We start from the raw sequence: 15,544 nt of genomic DNA, 5'->3' as shown, positions 1-15,544 counted from the left end.
CATCGCCTGCAATTACGCTGCTGCGACAGGGCCAGGCTATCAGCGACGAAGAGGAACGTAAAGAGAACAACGCCGGGCGACGACAGCTTACCCAGCCCGCTGTGGATCGTTCTCCAGCAGGATCGGCTTGCCATGCGGCGTAGCATGCGCGGCCCGTTCCCAGGCAGCAGCAAGGCTGTCGACGTCGCTCCTACCGGCAACGCCTTTGGCCGAAAGCAGCTTTTCTAGCGCGGCCAGCCAGTGCTTGTAATAGTCATGACCGTCGCGCGCGGCGCCCGGCCGCTTCACCTCGGCCGACAAGGCGTCCGCCCATTCGCTCCACGAAAACAGCCCGTTGTCGTGTAGCGCCACCGTCATGGCGAAGGCCTCTGCTTGCCACGGCTGGGCGAAGACTGGCGCCTCGACACCGGCGGGCAGCGCGATGGCGACTGAGCCCGTCTCACGCCGCTTCAAGATAGCTCTCCCAGGCATCGATCGACACGACAAGTGTCGGGTCGGCGCCCTCGCCCCAGATTTCGCTGCCGGTGAAGGCCACCGTATAGACCCATTGCGGGTTTTCGCCCTGGCCGTGCGCATTGGTGTCGGGAAAAACGAAGCCGTCACGCATGGCCTCGATGACGCCTCGCTTGCCACGCGCGTAACGCGGCAGCCTGGTGTGGCCGGTCGGATGAAAGTTCTTGGTTCGCACGAGGTCGCCTGCCTTGAATCGCGGCGGGACGGCGACCGGCCGGTCGCAAGGCCCGCCCTTGGCCAGCACCGCCGAAACGTCTTGCGCCTTCAGGACCCGCTTGGGTGTCGCTACCGGGTCGACCGCATCGCCCCTGGCCAGATCGCGGTCGCTGACGAAACCATGGCGTTTGAGTAATACCTCCAGCGCCTTGATCCAGATTTCGTAATAACTCGACGCATAGTAGTCGGCCGGGTGCAGCGATTCCCGCGCGTGCCGGCTCTCGTCGATGTTCCAGGCGCCCATGGCGCCGGCGCACAACGTCACGCCCAGCGCCCGCCTTTCCCAATCGGCATGGAAATAGGGTTCGTCCTGTTCAGGCGCGACCGGCCCGAAACCCATCTGGCCGCCGAGATCCTGCGGCCCGTTCATGCCGGTTCCCGCGCCAGCGCCGTGCCGATCATGGCATCGCGCGTCACCAGATCGGCGAGCCGCGCCTCATCCCAGCCCTCTGTGTCCCTGGGCCGCATCGGCACCACCAGATAGCGCAGCTCGGCGGTCGAATCCCACACCCGGATTGCCGTCGTCGCCGGCAAGGTCAGCCCGAATTCGTCGAGCACGCCGCGCGGATCGATCACCGCGCGCGAACGGTAGGGCGGCGCCTTGTACCAGACCGGCGGCAGGCCGAGCACCGACCATGGATAGCAGGAGCATAGCGTGCAGACGACGAGGTTGTGCGTGTCGGCCGTGTTGAACACCGCCTGCATGTGTTCGCCTTGCCGGCCGGTGTGGCCGAGCGATTCGATGGCCGCCGTCGCATCACGCTTCAGCCATGCGGCAAACCCGGGATCAACCCAGGCCTTCGCCACCACCTTTGCGCCGTTGCGCGGCCCGACCTTGGTTTCGTAGGTATCGACGATGACGTCGATCGCCGCTGGATCGATCAGCCCCTTGCGGGTGAGAATCGTCTCCAGTGCGCGCACACGCGCCGCAAAAGCATCAAGCTCGTTGTCGTGGTCGTGATTGTGCAGCATGGCATCAAATTACGATCGCGGACCTCCGGCCGCAAGCACCACGGCTTGGGCCAGTGCTATTCGGCTGCCGCCTTCTGCGGCACCGGTTCTTCCTCGTCGTCGAACAGTGACGGCTGGTCGACCGCCTCGACCGGGCTCGGCTCGCCCCGGTGCCCCGCCCATACGCTGACGAGCCAGCCGGAAAAATGCTCCATGTAGACGTAGATGACGGGCGTGACGAACAGCGTCAGTGCCTGCGAGGCGACAAGGCCGCCGACCACCGCCACGCCGAGAGGCTGGCGCAATTCCGCGCTGGCGCCGGTGCCGAGCGCGATCGGGATGGTACCCATCAGCGCGGCAAGCGTAGTCATCATGATCGGCCGGAAGCGCTTCAGGCAGGCCTTGTGGATGGATTCGACAGGCGACATCCCCTCGCGCCTGAGTTCCAGCGCCACGTCGATCATCATGATGCCGTTCTTCTTGACGATGCCGATCAGCATCAGGATGCCGATCACCGCGATCACCGACAGATCCATCCCCGCCAGCCGCAACGCCACCAGCGCGCCGAGCACCGCCGATGGAAGCCCGGTCAGGATGGTGAGCGGATGGATGAAGCTCTCATAGAGCATGCCGAGCACGATATAGATGGTCAGGATCGCGCCGCCGATCAGCAGCCCCTGGTTGGAAAGCGAATCCTGGAACGTCTTCGCCGTGCCCGAGAAGGCGGTCGAGATCGTCGGCGGCATGCCGATCTTGTCCTTCAGCGCGTTGATGTGGCTCACGCTGTCGCCGAGGGCCACGCCCTGCGGCAGATTGTAGGAGATGGTCACAGCCGGAAGCTGGCCGAGCTGGTTGACGGTCAAAGCACCGGCGGTCCGATCGACGCGAGCGAACGCACCGAGCGGCACCAGGCTGCCGCTCGCCGTTCTCACCTTGATGGCCAGCATCCGCTCGGGCGACCACTCGATCTTCGGGTCGAGCTCCATGATCACGTCGTAGCTGTCGGCCGAGCCGAAGATGGTCGACACCTGCTGGGTGCCGAAACCGCCATAGAGACTGGAGCGCAGCGTGTCGGTATCGACGCCGAGGTTCGCCGCCTTGTCGCGGTCGATCACCAGCGTCGCCTGTAGCGCGTTGTTCTGCAGGTCATTGGTCACGTCGGTGAAGGCGGCATGATCGGCGGCCATTGCGTCCGTCAGCCTTTGCGCCCAGACGTTCGTCAGGCCGGTATCGAGGCCCTGCACGGCAAGCTGGTAGGCACTCGCCGAAGAACGCGCGCCGAGCCGCAGGTTCTGCACCGGCTGCATGTAGGTTTCGATGCCGGGCACATTGGCAAGCTGGCGCCGCAGATCCGAAAGCACCTTGTCGATGTTGGGGCGCTGGTCCTTGTCCTTCAGCTGCACAAAGAGCTGGCCCTGGTTGAGCGCATTGTTTCCGCTGCCCGCCGACCAGCCGACATGCGCGACATAGGGCGAATGGGTGAAGACATCAGCCACTTGCCCCTGCAGCTTCACCATGGCGTCGAACGAAATGTCCTGGCGCGCGATGGTCGTCACCGAGACCTGGCCGATATCCTCCTGCGGGAAGAAGCCCTTCGGCGATATCTGGATCAGCCACACCGACAGCCCGGCGGTTACCAGGAAGACAAGGAAAACCAGGAAATTGTGGCGCAGGCAGAATGTCAGCAGCCGGTCATAGCCCCGCATGAAGACGTTTTGTCTATGGCCTTCACCGTGCGCTGCTTTCTGCTCGGCTTTCGATAACGACAATAGCCGCGAGCACAGCATCGGCGTCAGCGTCAGCGAGACGAACATCGATGCCAGGATGGCGACCGTCACCACCACCGCGAACTCGTTGAAGATGCGCCCGATCACGCCGCCCATCAAAAGCACGGGAATGAACACGGCGACCAGCGAGATCGAGATCGAGATGATGGTGAAGCCGATTTCGCGGGCGCCCTTGAGCGACGCCTCCATTGCCGAGAGCCCATCCTCCTCCATATGCCGGAAGATATTTTCCAGCATGACAATGGCGTCGTCGACGACAAGGCCGACCGCCAGCGTCAGTCCCATCAGCGAGATGTTGTCGATGGAAAAGCCGAACAGGTACATCACGCCCAGAGTGGCGATGAGCGAAATCGGCACCGCCACGGCCGGGATCACCGTCGCCGTCACCCGGCGCAGGAACAGGAAGATCACCATCACCACCAGCGCGATAGTGAGCAGGAGCGTGAACTGCACGTCGTCGACCGCCTCGCGGATCGATGTCGAGCGATCGTTGAGCAACTGGATGCTCGCAGCTGCCGGCATCTGACCCTCGAAGGAAGGCAGCATCGCCTTGACGCGGTCGACGACATCGACGGTATTGGCATCCGGCTGACGCTGCACCGCCATGATGATGGCGCGGGTGCCGTCATACCAGCTTGCCGTCGTCGTGGTCTCGACCGAATCGATGACGCGGGTCACCTCGCCGAGCCGCACCGGATGGCCGTTCTTGGTGGCGATGATGATGTTGGAGAATCCCGCCGCGTTGGTCAGCTGCGTGTTCGCCGTGATGGTCAGCTGCTGTTTGTTGTTCTTGAGCACACCGAGCGGCGTGTTGCTGTTGGCCGAGGCAATGGCCGTCTGCAGCTGGTCGATCGAGATGCCGCGTGCGGCGAGCGCCGTCGGATCGATCTGGACGCGGACGGCATATTTCTGTTGGCCGTAGATCGAAACCTGCGCAACGCCGTCGATCGTCGACAGCGACGGCGAAATCACATTCTCGGCAAAGGCATCGAGATCGGTCAGCGGAATGGTGTCGCTGACCAGCGACATCAGCAGGATCGGCGCGTCGGCTGGATTGACCTTGCGATAGCTCGGCGGGCTGGTCATCTCCGGCGGCAATTGTCGTTGCGTGCGTGCGATCGCCGCCTGCACATCGGCGGCGGCTGCATCGATGTCGCGGTTGAGCACGAACTGAATGGCGATCGAGGTCGTGCCGAGCGAATTGGTCGTCGAGATCGAATCGATGCCGGCGATAGTGGCAAACTGCTTGATCAGCGGCGTTGCCACCGAGGTCGCCATGGTTTCCGGCGAGGCCCCAGGCAGCGAGGCCGAGACGTTGACAACCGGAAATTCCGCGCTTGGCAGCGCCGCGACCGGCAGGAATTTGTAAGCAAATAGCCCGCCCAGAACCAAGGCGAACGACATGAGCAGCGTGGCGACGGGCCTGCGGATGCAGAATTCGGAAATCATGGCTGTGTTCCGCCCGTCCTGTCGGCCTCCGCGACCTTCGGAGTCGCCTGGTCGTCGGTACCGGTCGAGGCCTTGCCTTCGCGGACCGCCGCGCCGTTTTTCAGCTTGGTCTGGCCTTCGACGACGACACGCTCGCCGCTTTCCAATCCTTGGCTGATCGCGGTGTTGGCGCCTTCTGTCAGCGCGACCTGCACGGGCCGCATTTCAACGGTGTTGTCCGGCTTGATCACATAGACGAACGGCCCCTTCTGGCTGGGCTGGACGGCGACCGTCGGAACGGACGTCATTTGCGGCATGATGCCGGCATCGAGCACAACATTTACATATTGGCCTGGCCACAGCGAAAGATCGGCGTTGGGCACGCTGGCCCGCGTTGCGATGGTGCCGGATGCCGTGTCCACGCTGGAATCGACGAAATCCAGCGTTCCCTTGCCGATCGGCTTCGGGTCGCCGTCCTTGGTCAGCGTCACCGCGCCTTGCTGCGGCGCCGCCAGCGCCTTGTGCAGTAAGGCAAGATCGCTTTCCGGAAGATTGAAGTTCACCTGCAGCGGGTCGACCTGCGTGATCGTCACCAGCGGCGTCGACGTGCTGCTGCCGTTGCTGGTGGTGACGAGGTCGCCGACCGCGACGCTGACCGCGCCAAGCCTGCCGGAGATCGGCGCTTTGATCGTGGCAAAGCCAAGCTGGACCTCGTCCGCATCGATCGTCGCCTTATCGGCGTCGACGGTGGCCGCGGCGGATTTCTGCGCCGCGACAGCCTGATCATAGGTCTGCTGTGTTCCGGCCTGCCTGGCGACGAGATTTTTGGCGCGCTGAAGATCGGCCGTGGCGCTGGCAAGCAGCGCCTGGTCTTTTGCGAGCGTCGCCTGATCGCGTGCCAATTGGGCCTTCAATGAGCGATCGTCCAGCGAGAACAGAAGGTCGCCGGCCTTCACCATCTGTCCGTCCTTGACCGCGATTGCGACGATCTGGCTCGAGACCCGTGCGTTGATGCTGACCACGGCGGGAGAGGACACAAAGCCGATGGCATAGCGCCGGACCGGGAAATCGGCCGTCGAGGCGGTGGCGGCAACCACCGAAGTCGAACGCGCGGCATTTGCCGCTGCAGCGGGCTTGTCCGCCGCCGCCGTCGTCTGCTTCGCCGACAGCATCTGCTGAAGACCGCTCATTGCGGTGGGCGAATGATAAAGCCACGCCGCCGCGGCAACGCAGGCTGCAGCAATCACCGCAAATACGATCTTTCCGCGCATCGACAAAAGGCCTCTCGATCCGACACGCCGCTATCCGGTGGCCGCAGTCTAGCTCAACTCGCAGCCTCTTGCCGCGCTTTTGCCAGATAATAGAGAATGCCGAAGGCGAAAAAGGGCCAAAAGCCGTCATTACGAAGATTTAATGTGCAGTGCACAATAAAACGGCAGCTAACGCAGCATCGGCCACAGCGTCGCCGCAAGCATCACGCCCATGGCGATGTTGAACCATTTGAGCCGCACCGCATCAGCCAGAAAACCGCGCAGCGCCATGCCGAAACCGGCCCAAGTCGAAATGCTCGGCAGCATGACGACGGCGAAAGCGGCCGCGATCAGCACCACAGACACAAACGGGCGTTCCGGATTGGTATAGACGGCCATGGCCGTGATCGCCATCACCCAGGCCTTAGGATTGACCCACTGGAAAGCCGCAGCCTCGATGAAGCGCATCGGCTGGCTCTTCGCCTCGCCTTCGCCGCCGAGCGAGCGCGACATGGCGATCTTCCAGGCGAGATAAAGCAGGTAGAGGCCGCCGGCGATCTTCAACCCGGTATGCAGCACCGGAAAGGCCGTCAACACGGCGCCAAGCCCGAAGCCTACGGCAAGCAACAGCACGAGGAAGCCGAAGCCGATGCCGAGCATGTGTGGCACGGTCTTGACCAAGCCGAAGTTCACACCCGAGGCCAAAAGCATGAAATTGTTCGGACCCGGCGTGATCGAGGTCACGAAGGCATAGACCAGCAAGGCGAAGAATGCGTCGAATGTCATGCCGTTCCCCTATTCAATGCGATCGGTGGCAAAGCGACGAGATAGAGCCAAGCTGGATGACTACATCCCTTGCGGGCCGCGGTTCATCGCCGCCACTCCGGTACGGCAGATTTCGACCAGGCCGAGCGGCTTCATGATGGCGATGAACTGATCAAGCTTGGAGCCCTTGCCGGTAATCTCGAAGATGAAATGCTCGGTGTTGGCATCGATGACGCTGGCGCGGAACGCATCGGCGAGCCTGAGCGCCTCGACGCGGGCTTCGCCGGTGCCGGCGACCTTGACGAGCGCGAGTTCCCGCTCCAATGGCCGCTCCTGTCCGAATTCCTGCGACCGCACGGTGAGATCGACGACGCGGTGCACCGGTACGATGCGCTCAAGCTGGTGCTTGATCTGCTCCAGCACGTGCGGCGTGCCGCGCGTCACGATGGTGATGCGCGACAGGTGCTTTTCGTGCTCGGTTTCCGAGACCGTCAGGCTCTCGATGTTGTAGCCACGTCCGGAGAACAGGCCGATGACCCGGGCAAGCACGCCCGGCTCGTTGTCGACCAGGACCGAAAGCGTGTGGTTCTCTGGTTTTTCCGTCTCCTTGGCGATGAAATAGGCGGAGCCGGTCGGTTGCAACTGTGCGTTCATGACATGAATCTCGATTTCAAACTTTTACGCTAATCTGCTGTTTTCGCACAGCTTTCTCGAACCAGGCTACACCAGTTCCCTGCCCTTGGCGTCGATCGCGTTGGCGACAGCTTCGTCGGTCGCCTCGTCAGGCAACAGCATCTCGTTATGCGCCTTGCCGGACGGGATCATCGGGAAGCAGTTGGCGAGCGTCGCCACGCGGCAATCGAACAGGACGGGCTTCTTGACCGCGATCATCTCCTTGATGGCGTCATCGAGCTCGTCCGGCTTGTCGCAGCGAATACCGTGGCCGCCATAGGCTTCGGCGAGCTTGACGAAATCCGGCATCGCCTCGGTATAGGAATGCGACAGCCGGTTGCCGTGCAGCAGCTGCTGCCATTGCCGCACCATGCCCATATACTGGTTGTTGAGGATGAAGATCTTGATCGGCGCCTCGTGCTGCACCGCCGCGCTCATCTCCTGCATCGTCATCTGCACCGAGGCGTCGCCGGCGATATCGATGACCAGCGCATCCGGGTGCGCGATCTGCACGCCGAGCGCGGCCGGCAGGCCGTAGCCCATCGTGCCCAGCCCGCCGGAGGTCATCCAGCGGTTCGGCTTCTCGAAATGATAGTGCTGCGCCGCCCACATCTGGTGCTGGCCGACCTCGGTGGTGATGTAGGTGTCGAGGTCTTTGGTCAGCGCATAAAGCCGCTGGACGGCATATTGCGGCATGATCACCTCATGGTTCATCTTGTAGGCGAGTGAATCGCGCGCGCGCCATTTGGCGATCTGCTCCCACCACGGGTGAAGCGCCTTCTTGTCGGCCTTGGCGGTTGCCCGCCACAGTCGCACAAGATCCTCCAGCACACGGCCGACATCGCCGATGATCGGCACGTCGGTATGGACGTTCTTGTTGATCGAAGACGGGTCGATGTCGATGTGGATCTTCTTCGAATTCGGCGAAAACGCTGTCAGCCGCCCGGTGATGCGGTCGTCGAAGCGCGCGCCGATGCAGAGCATGACGTCGCAATCGTGCATCGCCATGTTCGCTTCGTAGGTGCCGTGCATGCCGAGCATGCCCATCCAGTTCTTGCCCGACGCCGGATAGGCGCCAAGGCCCATCAGCGTCGAGGTGATCGGGAAGCCGGTCAGGTCGACCAGCTCGCGCAGCAGATGGCTCGCCTCCGGGCCGGAATTGATGACGCCGCCGCCCGAATAGATGATCGGCTTCCTGGCGCCGGCCATCAGCTCGACCGCCGCCTTGATCTTCTCCAGGTCGCCCTGGACCTTCGGCTGGTAGCTGGTGCGCGGCGCCGTCTGCGGCGGAATATAGATGCCCTTGGCGAACTGAACGTCCTTCGGGATGTCGACGACGACCGGGCCGGGGCGCCCTGTCGTTGCCACATGGAAGGCCTCGTGGATCGTTGCCGCGAGCTGGTTGACGTCCTTCACCAGCCAGTTGTGCTTGGTGCAGGGCCGCGTGATGCCGACCGTGTCGCACTCCTGGAACGCATCCGAGCCGATCAGCGACGTCGGTACCTGGCCCGTCAGGCAGACCAGCGGGATCGAATCCATCAGCGCGTCCTGCAATGGCGTCACCGCATTGGTGGCGCCCGGCCCGGAGGTCACCAGCATGACGCCGGCCTTGCCGGTCGAGCGCGCATAGCCTTCCGCCGCGTGGCCAGCGCCCTGTTCGTGGCGAACGAGGATGTGCTCGACCTCGTCCTGCTGGAAGATTTCATCGTAGATTGGCAGAACCGCGCCTCCCGGATAGCCGAAAACATGCTTGACGCCATTGTCCTTCAGCGCCTGCACCACCATTTCGGCGCCAGTCATCTCGGTTCTTGGCGTTTCGCGCCGCTCATTCTGTCCACTGCTCATCGGTCTGGTCCCGTACTGTTCGCCATCGGGCGATTGCTGGTCGTTTAGTCGTGTTTCGGGCAATAAAAAAGGCCCCCGAGGGAGCCTGTGTCTTGCGCATGGGAGGTCACCGCCTGGCGGTTACACCGCCTTGCCCACGCGCTTTCCTACGAGAATGAGTGCCGTTTTCATGGTCGCAGACAATAGAATTGGTTTGATGGTGCTGTCAACGGCGAATGTGCGCGGGCCAGATATCAGACTGTACCAATGCGCTTCCAGTAGATGAGGGTGCCCGTCAGCCCGCCATGCGGCTTCAGCGCATAATCTGGTATTTCGCCGCCCAGCGTGAAGCCGAGCTTTTCATAGAGGCCGGAAGCCCCCTCCTCTTTTGCCGTGTCCAGCACCAACAGCGTGCGGCCTTTCTCCATGGCAACGGCTTCCGCCGCCTCCATCAGGCGGGTTGCGACGCCCTTGCCGCGATAATTGAGGCGGGTCATCAGCTTGGCGATCTCGGCCCGGTGCGGCTGGTTGGGAGGGCAGTCGAGCAGCACGGTGACGGTGCCGATCAGAGCCTCGCCGTTCCAGGCCCCGAGCACCGCCCTTTCGCCTCTGGCGACCGCCTGAAGCGACTTGTTCCAGAAGGCTGCAGCCATCTCCGGCGCCAAGGGACGCATGAAGCTGACCGAGCCGCCGGCGGCAACCGTGCCGATCAGCAAATCGACCAGCATTTTTTTCGTTCCGGCAGTATTGCTGAGCAGGTTGATTTCTATTGAATCCATGTGGTCTCCTCTGTGTGCAACGGGAACGGCAGTGCATCGAGCGGCAGCATGGCCTGCACCGTCAGCCGAAATGACTGGTCCGCTTCCGCTTCCTGGCTCGGCGGATTTCTCCGATGCGCTCGGCGTCTTCCTCTTGCAGATGTCGCCCGCGTTCCAGCAGTTCGAGCGTGTATTCCTCATAGGTCAGGCCTAGCCGCTCGGCCTTGTCCAGCCGCATCAGCATGATCTCGCGGCTCGGCACTTTCCATGCCTGGGCATGGGCGGTCCGCCAGGCAAGAAAGATATAGGGGTCTCCCTTGCCCCAAGGCGGACCGTCGTAGTCGTCGAGCGGCGGACCGCCATTGTCGGAACGTTTCGGACGGCGCGCCATCGTCTCAGCTCCTGGCCAACGCAACCAGATAGTCGGCGGCGTCCGGCCCCGGAGCGTGGAAGACGCAATCGGATGGCGCGCCGAGCGCCAGGCAGTCGCCGGGCTCGAGCCTGTGAACGATGTCGCCCTCGACGAATTCCAGCTGCCCGGAGATCAGCCAGATCTGTTGTCTGATGAAGGCATAGGAGGCCGCCGGGAAGCTCACCTTGGCGCCCGCCGGCAGTTTGACCCGGATCAGTTCGAGCGGCATGTCCGAAACCGGCGAAAGGTGCCGCCGCACATAACCCGTAGCCGGATCGCGCCAGACCGGCTGGTCACGTTCGCGAAGCAGGCCACCGCCTTGCAACTCCGCCCTTGCGATCAAAGTGGAAAGCGTCATGCCGAACGCGGCCGCAATGCGCACGAGGAGTGCCGCCGTCGGGCTCGTCATGCCGCGCTCGATCGTGCTCAGCATGGCTTTCGAGACATCGGACTGCTCCGCCAAATCCGCCAGGGACCAGCTGCGAGCCACCCTTTCGGCGTGTATCCTTCTGCCGATAGTCGATGAGATATCGTTCGCTATATTATCCATTCATCCACTATAGCGAAATCCCGCGCTCGGGCAACGGCCGTTTCGTCCAGTTTTCGCAAACCCCTTAACGTCCGCTAAACCATCCGGCCTCACCCCACCTTAACCCCATCCGCCTAGGCTCATTGTTTGGGAAAAGGGGATCGGCCTGTCCATGCTCGTCGAACGCGAAACCTCCATTGGAGAACCGACTTTGCTGGAGCGCCGCAGGGCGGAGCAGAACGACAAGCGGATTCTGGGCAATGTCGTGCAATGCGATGGCGCGCGCGCCACCATCAGCGCCTATGCCGACGATATCGAAGGCACGGTCACCGGCCTATGGAGCGTCGGCAAGATGATCTCGATCAATCTCGGTACATCACGAACCGTCGGACTGGTCTACGAAATCGGCAAGTCGGATCGTGCCTGGAGCAGCGAGGGCCAGAATCCGATCGAGGTCAGCATCGAATTGATTGGCGAGGTGCGCGACGGCGCCGAACCCGGCGCCAAGCCGGTGTTCGACCGCGGCATCACGACCTATCCGCATATCGGCGCCATTGCCCATCGTATCCGCAGCCGCGACCTGCAGGCCGTCTACGATCTCGCCGGGCGTCACTCGATCACCATCGGTACGCTGTCGCAGGACGAGGCTATCGACGCCAATATTGCCATCGACGATACGCTGGCGCGCCATTTCGCCATTGTCGGCACCACCGGGGTCGGCAAATCGACCGCCGTCTCGCTGCTCTTGCGCAAGTCGATTGCCGCCCGGCCCGACCTGCGCGTGCTGATCCTCGATCCACACAACGAGTTCGCCGCGTCCTTGCCCGAATATTGCTTCAGGGTCGATTCGACGACGCTCGACCTGCCCTTCTGGATGTTCAAACTCGAGGAATTCGCCGAGGTGCTGTTTCGCGGCCGCGAGACGGTGCCGGAAGAGGTCGACGCCTTGCGCGATCTCATTCCCGCGGCCAAGAACCTCTATCGCAATCCGAACACCGGCAACTACCTGCGGCGCAGCACCGACGCGCTGACCGCCGACGCGCCGGTACCCTATCGCATTGCCGACCTCATCAAGCTGGTCGACGAACGCATGGGATTGCTGGAAAGCAAGAACGATCGTCCAACCCTCAGGTCACTGAAGACACGTATCGAATCGGCGGCATCCGATCCGCGCTACCGTTTCATGTTCAACTCGCGCCTGATCGAGGACACCATTCACGAGACGATCGGCAACATTTTCCGCGTGCCGCATCACGGCCGCCCGGTGACCTGCTTCGAAATGGCCGGTATGCCGTCCGAGGTGGTCAATTCCGTATGCTCGGTGCTGGCGCGGCTGGCGTTCGACCTGGCGTTGTGGAGCGAAGGCCGCTTGCGGCTGCTCTTCCTGTGCGAGGAAGCGCATCGCTATATGCCGGCCGATCCCCGCCTCGGTTTCGCGCCGACCCGGCACGCGCTGTCGCGCATCGCCAAGGAAGGCCGCAAATATGGCTGTTATCTCGGTGTCGTCACCCAGCGCCCGGGCGAGCTTGATCCGACCATCCTGTCGCAGTGCTCGACGTTCTTCGCCATGCGGCTCGCCAATGAGCAGGACCAGGCGATCATCCGCTCGGCGATCGCCGATTCCTCGGCTTCGACGCTGGCGTTCCTCTCCTCCATGGGCCAGCGCGAGGCCATCGCCTTCGGAGAAGGCGTGGCGACGACGATGCGGATGAAGTTCGAAAAACTCTCCGAGGATTTGATCCCCGGCACGGCCAAGCGCGAGGACGCCTTGCCCTCCGAAACCGGCAACGATGTCGACCTCGTTGCGATCGTCGAACGGCTGCGCAACGTGCCTAGACCACAACAGGCAATGCCGTTCGCGGAAGTCATTGATCCGGGCCGGCAGGCCGGCGATTCCGACTATCGCAAACCGCCGGCCGTACGTACCCAGCGGGACGAGGATTTCGACTTGCGCTACGGCCTCAAGCCGGCGACCTTCGGCCTGCGTCCCCAGAACGATTGAGCCGAGCGACGTTTAGGCAGACCTCATCGGTGCGTCGGCAACCATCAAAGCTGAACTTCGATGGCTGCCTTGTCTATAACGGACCATACCTGGCGAATTTTCCCTCTCTGAAACTCATAGAATACGTTCTCGGTAAACCAAATTCTCTTCCCGCTTACATCGAGCCCAAGGAACGTTCCCCTTGGGGTGCAGTTGAAGCTTAGCCGGCTCGCTATATAAGGCGGATCGGCAACCAATAGCCGAATGTCGAAGTAAAGGTCCGGAATTTCATCGAAGTCTCTCTCCAACATTTCGAGGTACCCGGATAATCCGAGCGGCCGACCGTTGTGGATCGCTTCATCATGAACAAACTGCCCCAGATTTGGCCAATCCTGCTTGTTCAGACATGCAATATAGCCTCGGTAAAGATCGGAGAGGTCGGATTTGATCACGGCAACACCTCTATCTCCCACAAGCCTTGCAAGGCGCCGTCTCAGCTTATTTGGCGACGTCGGTCTGCGAGCACCGGAAGCACAGAAAACGGCACTAGACGGCCAGCATCACGAATTTAATGACGGGATTCAGGCGCAGACGCGGTTGCGGCCTTGCCTCTTTGCCTCATAGAGTTGGCGGTCGGCGCGGCGATAGAACTCCTCGGCGGTTTCCTTGCGGTCCCAGACGGCAAGCCCGACGCTGGTGGTGATTTTCAGTCGGACATTGCCTGTCAGCACCGACATGCTGGCGATCGCCTTGCGGATGCGCTCGGCGAATTTGGATAGCAGCTCGGCGTCCATATTGGGCGTGACCACCGCGAACTCCTCGCCGCCCAGGCGCGCCACCACGTCGTGATAGCGTGTCATGTCCTTGAGACAGTTGGCGACGGCCCGCAACACCTCGTCGCCGACATCGTGGCCGTGGCTGTCGTTGACCTGCTTGAAGTGGTCGAGATCGAGGATCATCAGCCCGACTGGTTTTTCGATGCGGCGAAACTCCTCGAGATATTCTTTCAGCGCATCGTCGAAATAGCGCCGATTCTGCATGCCGGTGAGGCTGTCGGTCAGCGCCGCATGCTCCAGCGTCTCCGAGCGCGCACTGAGTGAAACTGTCATCGCGCGCAGCTTGCCTTCTTCCGTCGCCTGCTTTCGGATCAGCGGATAGATGAAGAAAATGCCGAAGAACAGCGCAGTCGCCAGCAGCACGCCGATCGCAAACAGCAGCTTGTTGAGATAGACGATTTCATCGAGTTCCGAAGGCGTATTGCTAATGTCGGCCGCCAGGGTTTGCAGGAGTCCATAGGCGTAAAGCGTCACCAGGCCGGCGGCCAGGATCACAAAAATAAAGACGAAAAACGCTGATTCCGCCTTGTGGAAATGCATCTGCTCCCCGTTGAAAAGTTCCTATCGATCTTATGGCATGCGGGAGCTTACGGACAGTTAACCTGGACAACTTCAACGCGAAATGTCCCTTCGATGTCGACTTTTCAGGTTGCGCTCGAAGGAGGGGGTGAGATCACCCAGTTGATCCCCTCACCGGGACGCAACCTGTGCCATTCCGGACCCAATTGGTGCCTGAACCAGGTCGCCTGCCGCTTTGCATATTGCCGCGTCGCGATCTTCGCACGCTCGATAGCCTCGGGAAAACTGATGGCGCCGGCCAGCGCGGCCTGAAGCTCGCGAACACCGATCGCCTTCATCGCCGGCAGGTCGGGATCGAGGCCGAGCGCCGAAAGCTGCTTCACCTCGTCCAATGCCCCTTTGTCCAGCATGCGGTCGAAGCGGGCATCGATCCGCTCCACCAGCGCCGCCCGCTCCGGCTCGATGACGAAAAAGCGCGCGCTGCTCCTGTCGATCAACGGCTGGCCACGCGCGGCCTGCCAGTCCAGGATGGAGCGGCCCGACGCGTCGAGCACCTCCAGCGCCCGCACGATGCGCTGGCCATCCGTCGGCCTCAGCATCATGCCGGCCGCAGAATCCTCGCGCAACAGGATGCGGTGCAATCTCACAGCGCCCTGTTCTTGCAGCTCGTAGCGCCAGCGCTCGCGGATCGACTGCGGAATGTCGGGCATCTCCGAAATACCTTCCGTGAGCGCCCGGAAATAAAGCCCGGTACCGCCGACGAAAATCACTTGCCGCGCCGAAAGCGTGCCGTCGTCGATCAGCTTCATGACATCACGCAGCCAGGCGCCGGTGGAATAGGCGGTGGACGGATCGACGTGTCCATAAAGAAAGTGAGGGACGCGGGCGAGTTCGGCAGCACCCGGCCGCGCCGTCAGCACGTCGAGCACCGAATAGCCTTGCATGGAATCGGTGCTGACGATGACACCGCCATTGCGCTCGGCGAGGTCGAGTGCGAGCGCCGACTTGCCGCTGGCGGTCGGCCCGGCTATCAGGATCGCGTTCTTCACGCGGCCTTCGCCCGCCTGTCCGCTGGAATTTTCGATGCTGATCGCCACGCTTCT

At 62.3% G+C, this 15,544-nt stretch carries 15 protein-coding genes; 1 reads left to right on the top strand and 14 read right to left on the bottom strand.

The genetic code is table 11. The features are described 5' to 3' along the window. Positions 1 to 87: 87 nt before the first annotated feature. The 11 genes from NKH71_RS01885 to NKH71_RS01835 all read right to left on the bottom strand — a co-directional run bounded on the left by NKH71_RS01885 (position 88) and on the right by NKH71_RS01835 (position 11,126). A complete protein-coding gene (locus tag NKH71_RS01885) occupies positions 88 to 453 on the bottom strand; it encodes a nitrile hydratase accessory protein (protein ID WP_352483010.1) in 366 nt (121 codons plus the stop codon). Further along, on the bottom strand, positions 440 to 1,099 hold the full coding sequence (gene nthB, locus NKH71_RS01880) for a nitrile hydratase subunit beta (RefSeq protein ID WP_352483009.1): 660 nt from the start codon (positions 1,097 to 1,099) through the stop codon (positions 440 to 442). The genes NKH71_RS01885 and nthB overlap by 14 nt, the downstream gene beginning before the upstream one ends. Next, complete coding sequence (gene nthA, locus NKH71_RS01875; protein WP_023720794.1) at positions 1,096 to 1,701, bottom strand: nitrile hydratase subunit alpha; 606 nt, start codon at positions 1,699 to 1,701, stop codon at positions 1,096 to 1,098. The genes nthB and nthA overlap by 4 nt, the downstream gene beginning before the upstream one ends. Before the next feature lie 56 nt (positions 1,702 to 1,757). Continuing rightward, entirely contained in the window at positions 1,758 to 4,916 is a 3,159-nt protein-coding gene (locus NKH71_RS01870) for an efflux RND transporter permease subunit (RefSeq protein WP_352894201.1), read from the bottom strand. Then, positions 4,913 to 6,166 (bottom strand): efflux RND transporter periplasmic adaptor subunit, encoded by a 1,254-nt coding sequence (locus NKH71_RS01865; protein WP_352483005.1) that lies wholly within the window; start codon positions 6,164 to 6,166, stop codon positions 4,913 to 4,915. Before NKH71_RS01865 ends, NKH71_RS01870 begins: the two co-directional genes overlap by 4 nt. Before the next feature lie 168 nt (positions 6,167 to 6,334). Continuing rightward, positions 6,335 to 6,931 (bottom strand): LysE family translocator, encoded by a 597-nt coding sequence (locus tag NKH71_RS01860; RefSeq protein ID WP_352788444.1) that lies wholly within the window; start codon positions 6,929 to 6,931, stop codon positions 6,335 to 6,337. Between the two features lie 60 nt (positions 6,932 to 6,991). Continuing rightward, the gene (gene ilvN / locus NKH71_RS01855; RefSeq protein ID WP_023676680.1) at positions 6,992 to 7,564 is read right to left on the bottom strand and encodes an acetolactate synthase small subunit; all 573 of its coding nucleotides are present in this window, start codon (positions 7,562 to 7,564) and stop codon (positions 6,992 to 6,994) included. A 66-nt stretch (positions 7,565 to 7,630) separates the two neighbouring features. Next, on the bottom strand, positions 7,631 to 9,427 hold the full coding sequence (locus NKH71_RS01850; protein WP_352788446.1) for an acetolactate synthase 3 large subunit: 1,797 nt from the start codon (positions 9,425 to 9,427) through the stop codon (positions 7,631 to 7,633). 233 nt (positions 9,428 to 9,660) lie between these two features. Further along, positions 9,661 to 10,185 carry a GNAT family N-acetyltransferase gene (locus tag NKH71_RS01845; RefSeq protein WP_352788447.1) on the bottom strand — a complete coding sequence of 175 codons (525 nt, stop codon included), beginning with the start codon at positions 10,183 to 10,185 and terminating at the stop codon, positions 9,661 to 9,663. Between the two features lie 61 nt (positions 10,186 to 10,246). Next, on the bottom strand, positions 10,247 to 10,555 hold the full coding sequence (locus NKH71_RS01840) for a hypothetical protein (RefSeq protein ID WP_352547049.1): 309 nt from the start codon (positions 10,553 to 10,555) through the stop codon (positions 10,247 to 10,249). A 4-nt stretch (positions 10,556 to 10,559) separates the two neighbouring features. Next, positions 10,560 to 11,126, bottom strand: a complete 567-nt coding sequence (locus tag NKH71_RS01835) for a helix-turn-helix domain-containing protein (protein ID WP_352788450.1) — start codon at positions 11,124 to 11,126, stop codon at positions 10,560 to 10,562. A 151-nt stretch (positions 11,127 to 11,277) separates the two neighbouring features. On the opposite strand from NKH71_RS01835, the gene NKH71_RS01830 reads away from it, so the two are divergent. After that, positions 11,278 to 13,107 (top strand): ATP-binding protein, encoded by a 1,830-nt coding sequence (locus tag NKH71_RS01830; RefSeq protein WP_352788453.1) that lies wholly within the window; start codon positions 11,278 to 11,280, stop codon positions 13,105 to 13,107. A 44-nt stretch (positions 13,108 to 13,151) separates the two neighbouring features. On the opposite strand, the gene NKH71_RS01825 is transcribed toward NKH71_RS01830, so the two are convergent. The 3 genes from NKH71_RS01825 to miaA all read right to left on the bottom strand — a co-directional run bounded on the left by NKH71_RS01825 (position 13,152) and on the right by miaA (position 15,538). Beyond that, positions 13,152 to 13,538, bottom strand: a complete 387-nt coding sequence (locus tag NKH71_RS01825) for an ester cyclase (RefSeq protein WP_023720803.1) — start codon at positions 13,536 to 13,538, stop codon at positions 13,152 to 13,154. Positions 13,539 to 13,667: 129 nt separating this feature from the next. Next, positions 13,668 to 14,462, bottom strand: a complete 795-nt coding sequence (locus tag NKH71_RS01820; protein ID WP_023720804.1) for a GGDEF domain-containing protein — start codon at positions 14,460 to 14,462, stop codon at positions 13,668 to 13,670. Between the two features lie 104 nt (positions 14,463 to 14,566). Then, a complete protein-coding gene (gene miaA, locus NKH71_RS01815; RefSeq protein ID WP_352788455.1) occupies positions 14,567 to 15,538 on the bottom strand; it encodes a tRNA (adenosine(37)-N6)-dimethylallyltransferase MiaA in 972 nt (323 codons plus the stop codon). Positions 15,539 to 15,544: the final 6 nt, after the last annotated feature.

Origin of the sequence: Mesorhizobium sp. M0983 (assembly GCF_040318975.1) — a bacterium.
Lineage (GTDB): Bacteria > Pseudomonadota > Alphaproteobacteria > Rhizobiales > Rhizobiaceae > Mesorhizobium.
This window is presented reverse-complemented; position numbering and strand designations above follow the sequence as displayed.

Excerpts from the sequence above, each read along its gene's own strand:
- nthB (WP_352483009.1), bottom strand. The coding sequence starts at position 1,099 with ATGAACGGGCCGCAGGATCTCGGCGGCCAGATGGGTTTCGGGCCGGTC.
- nthA (WP_023720794.1), bottom strand. The coding sequence starts at position 1,701 with ATGCTGCACAATCACGACCACGACAACGAGCTTGATGCTTTTGCGGCG.
- NKH71_RS01870 (WP_352894201.1), bottom strand. The coding sequence starts at position 4,916 with ATGATTTCCGAATTCTGCATCCGCAGGCCCGTCGCCACGCTGCTCATG.
- NKH71_RS01865 (WP_352483005.1), bottom strand. The coding sequence starts at position 6,166 with ATGCGCGGAAAGATCGTATTTGCGGTGATTGCTGCAGCCTGCGTTGCC.
- NKH71_RS01860 (WP_352788444.1), bottom strand. The coding sequence starts at position 6,931 with ATGACATTCGACGCATTCTTCGCCTTGCTGGTCTATGCCTTCGTGACC.
- ilvN (WP_023676680.1), bottom strand. The coding sequence starts at position 7,564 with ATGAACGCACAGTTGCAACCGACCGGCTCCGCCTATTTCATCGCCAAG.
- NKH71_RS01850 (WP_352788446.1), bottom strand. The coding sequence starts at position 9,427 with ATGAGCAGTGGACAGAATGAGCGGCGCGAAACGCCAAGAACCGAGATG.
- NKH71_RS01845 (WP_352788447.1), bottom strand. The coding sequence starts at position 10,185 with ATGGATTCAATAGAAATCAACCTGCTCAGCAATACTGCCGGAACGAAA.
- NKH71_RS01840 (WP_352547049.1), bottom strand. The coding sequence starts at position 10,555 with ATGGCGCGCCGTCCGAAACGTTCCGACAATGGCGGTCCGCCGCTCGAC.
- NKH71_RS01835 (WP_352788450.1), bottom strand. The coding sequence starts at position 11,126 with ATGGATAATATAGCGAACGATATCTCATCGACTATCGGCAGAAGGATA.
- NKH71_RS01830 (WP_352788453.1), top strand. The coding sequence starts at position 11,278 with ATGCTCGTCGAACGCGAAACCTCCATTGGAGAACCGACTTTGCTGGAG.
- NKH71_RS01820 (WP_023720804.1), bottom strand. The coding sequence starts at position 14,462 with ATGCATTTCCACAAGGCGGAATCAGCGTTTTTCGTCTTTATTTTTGTG.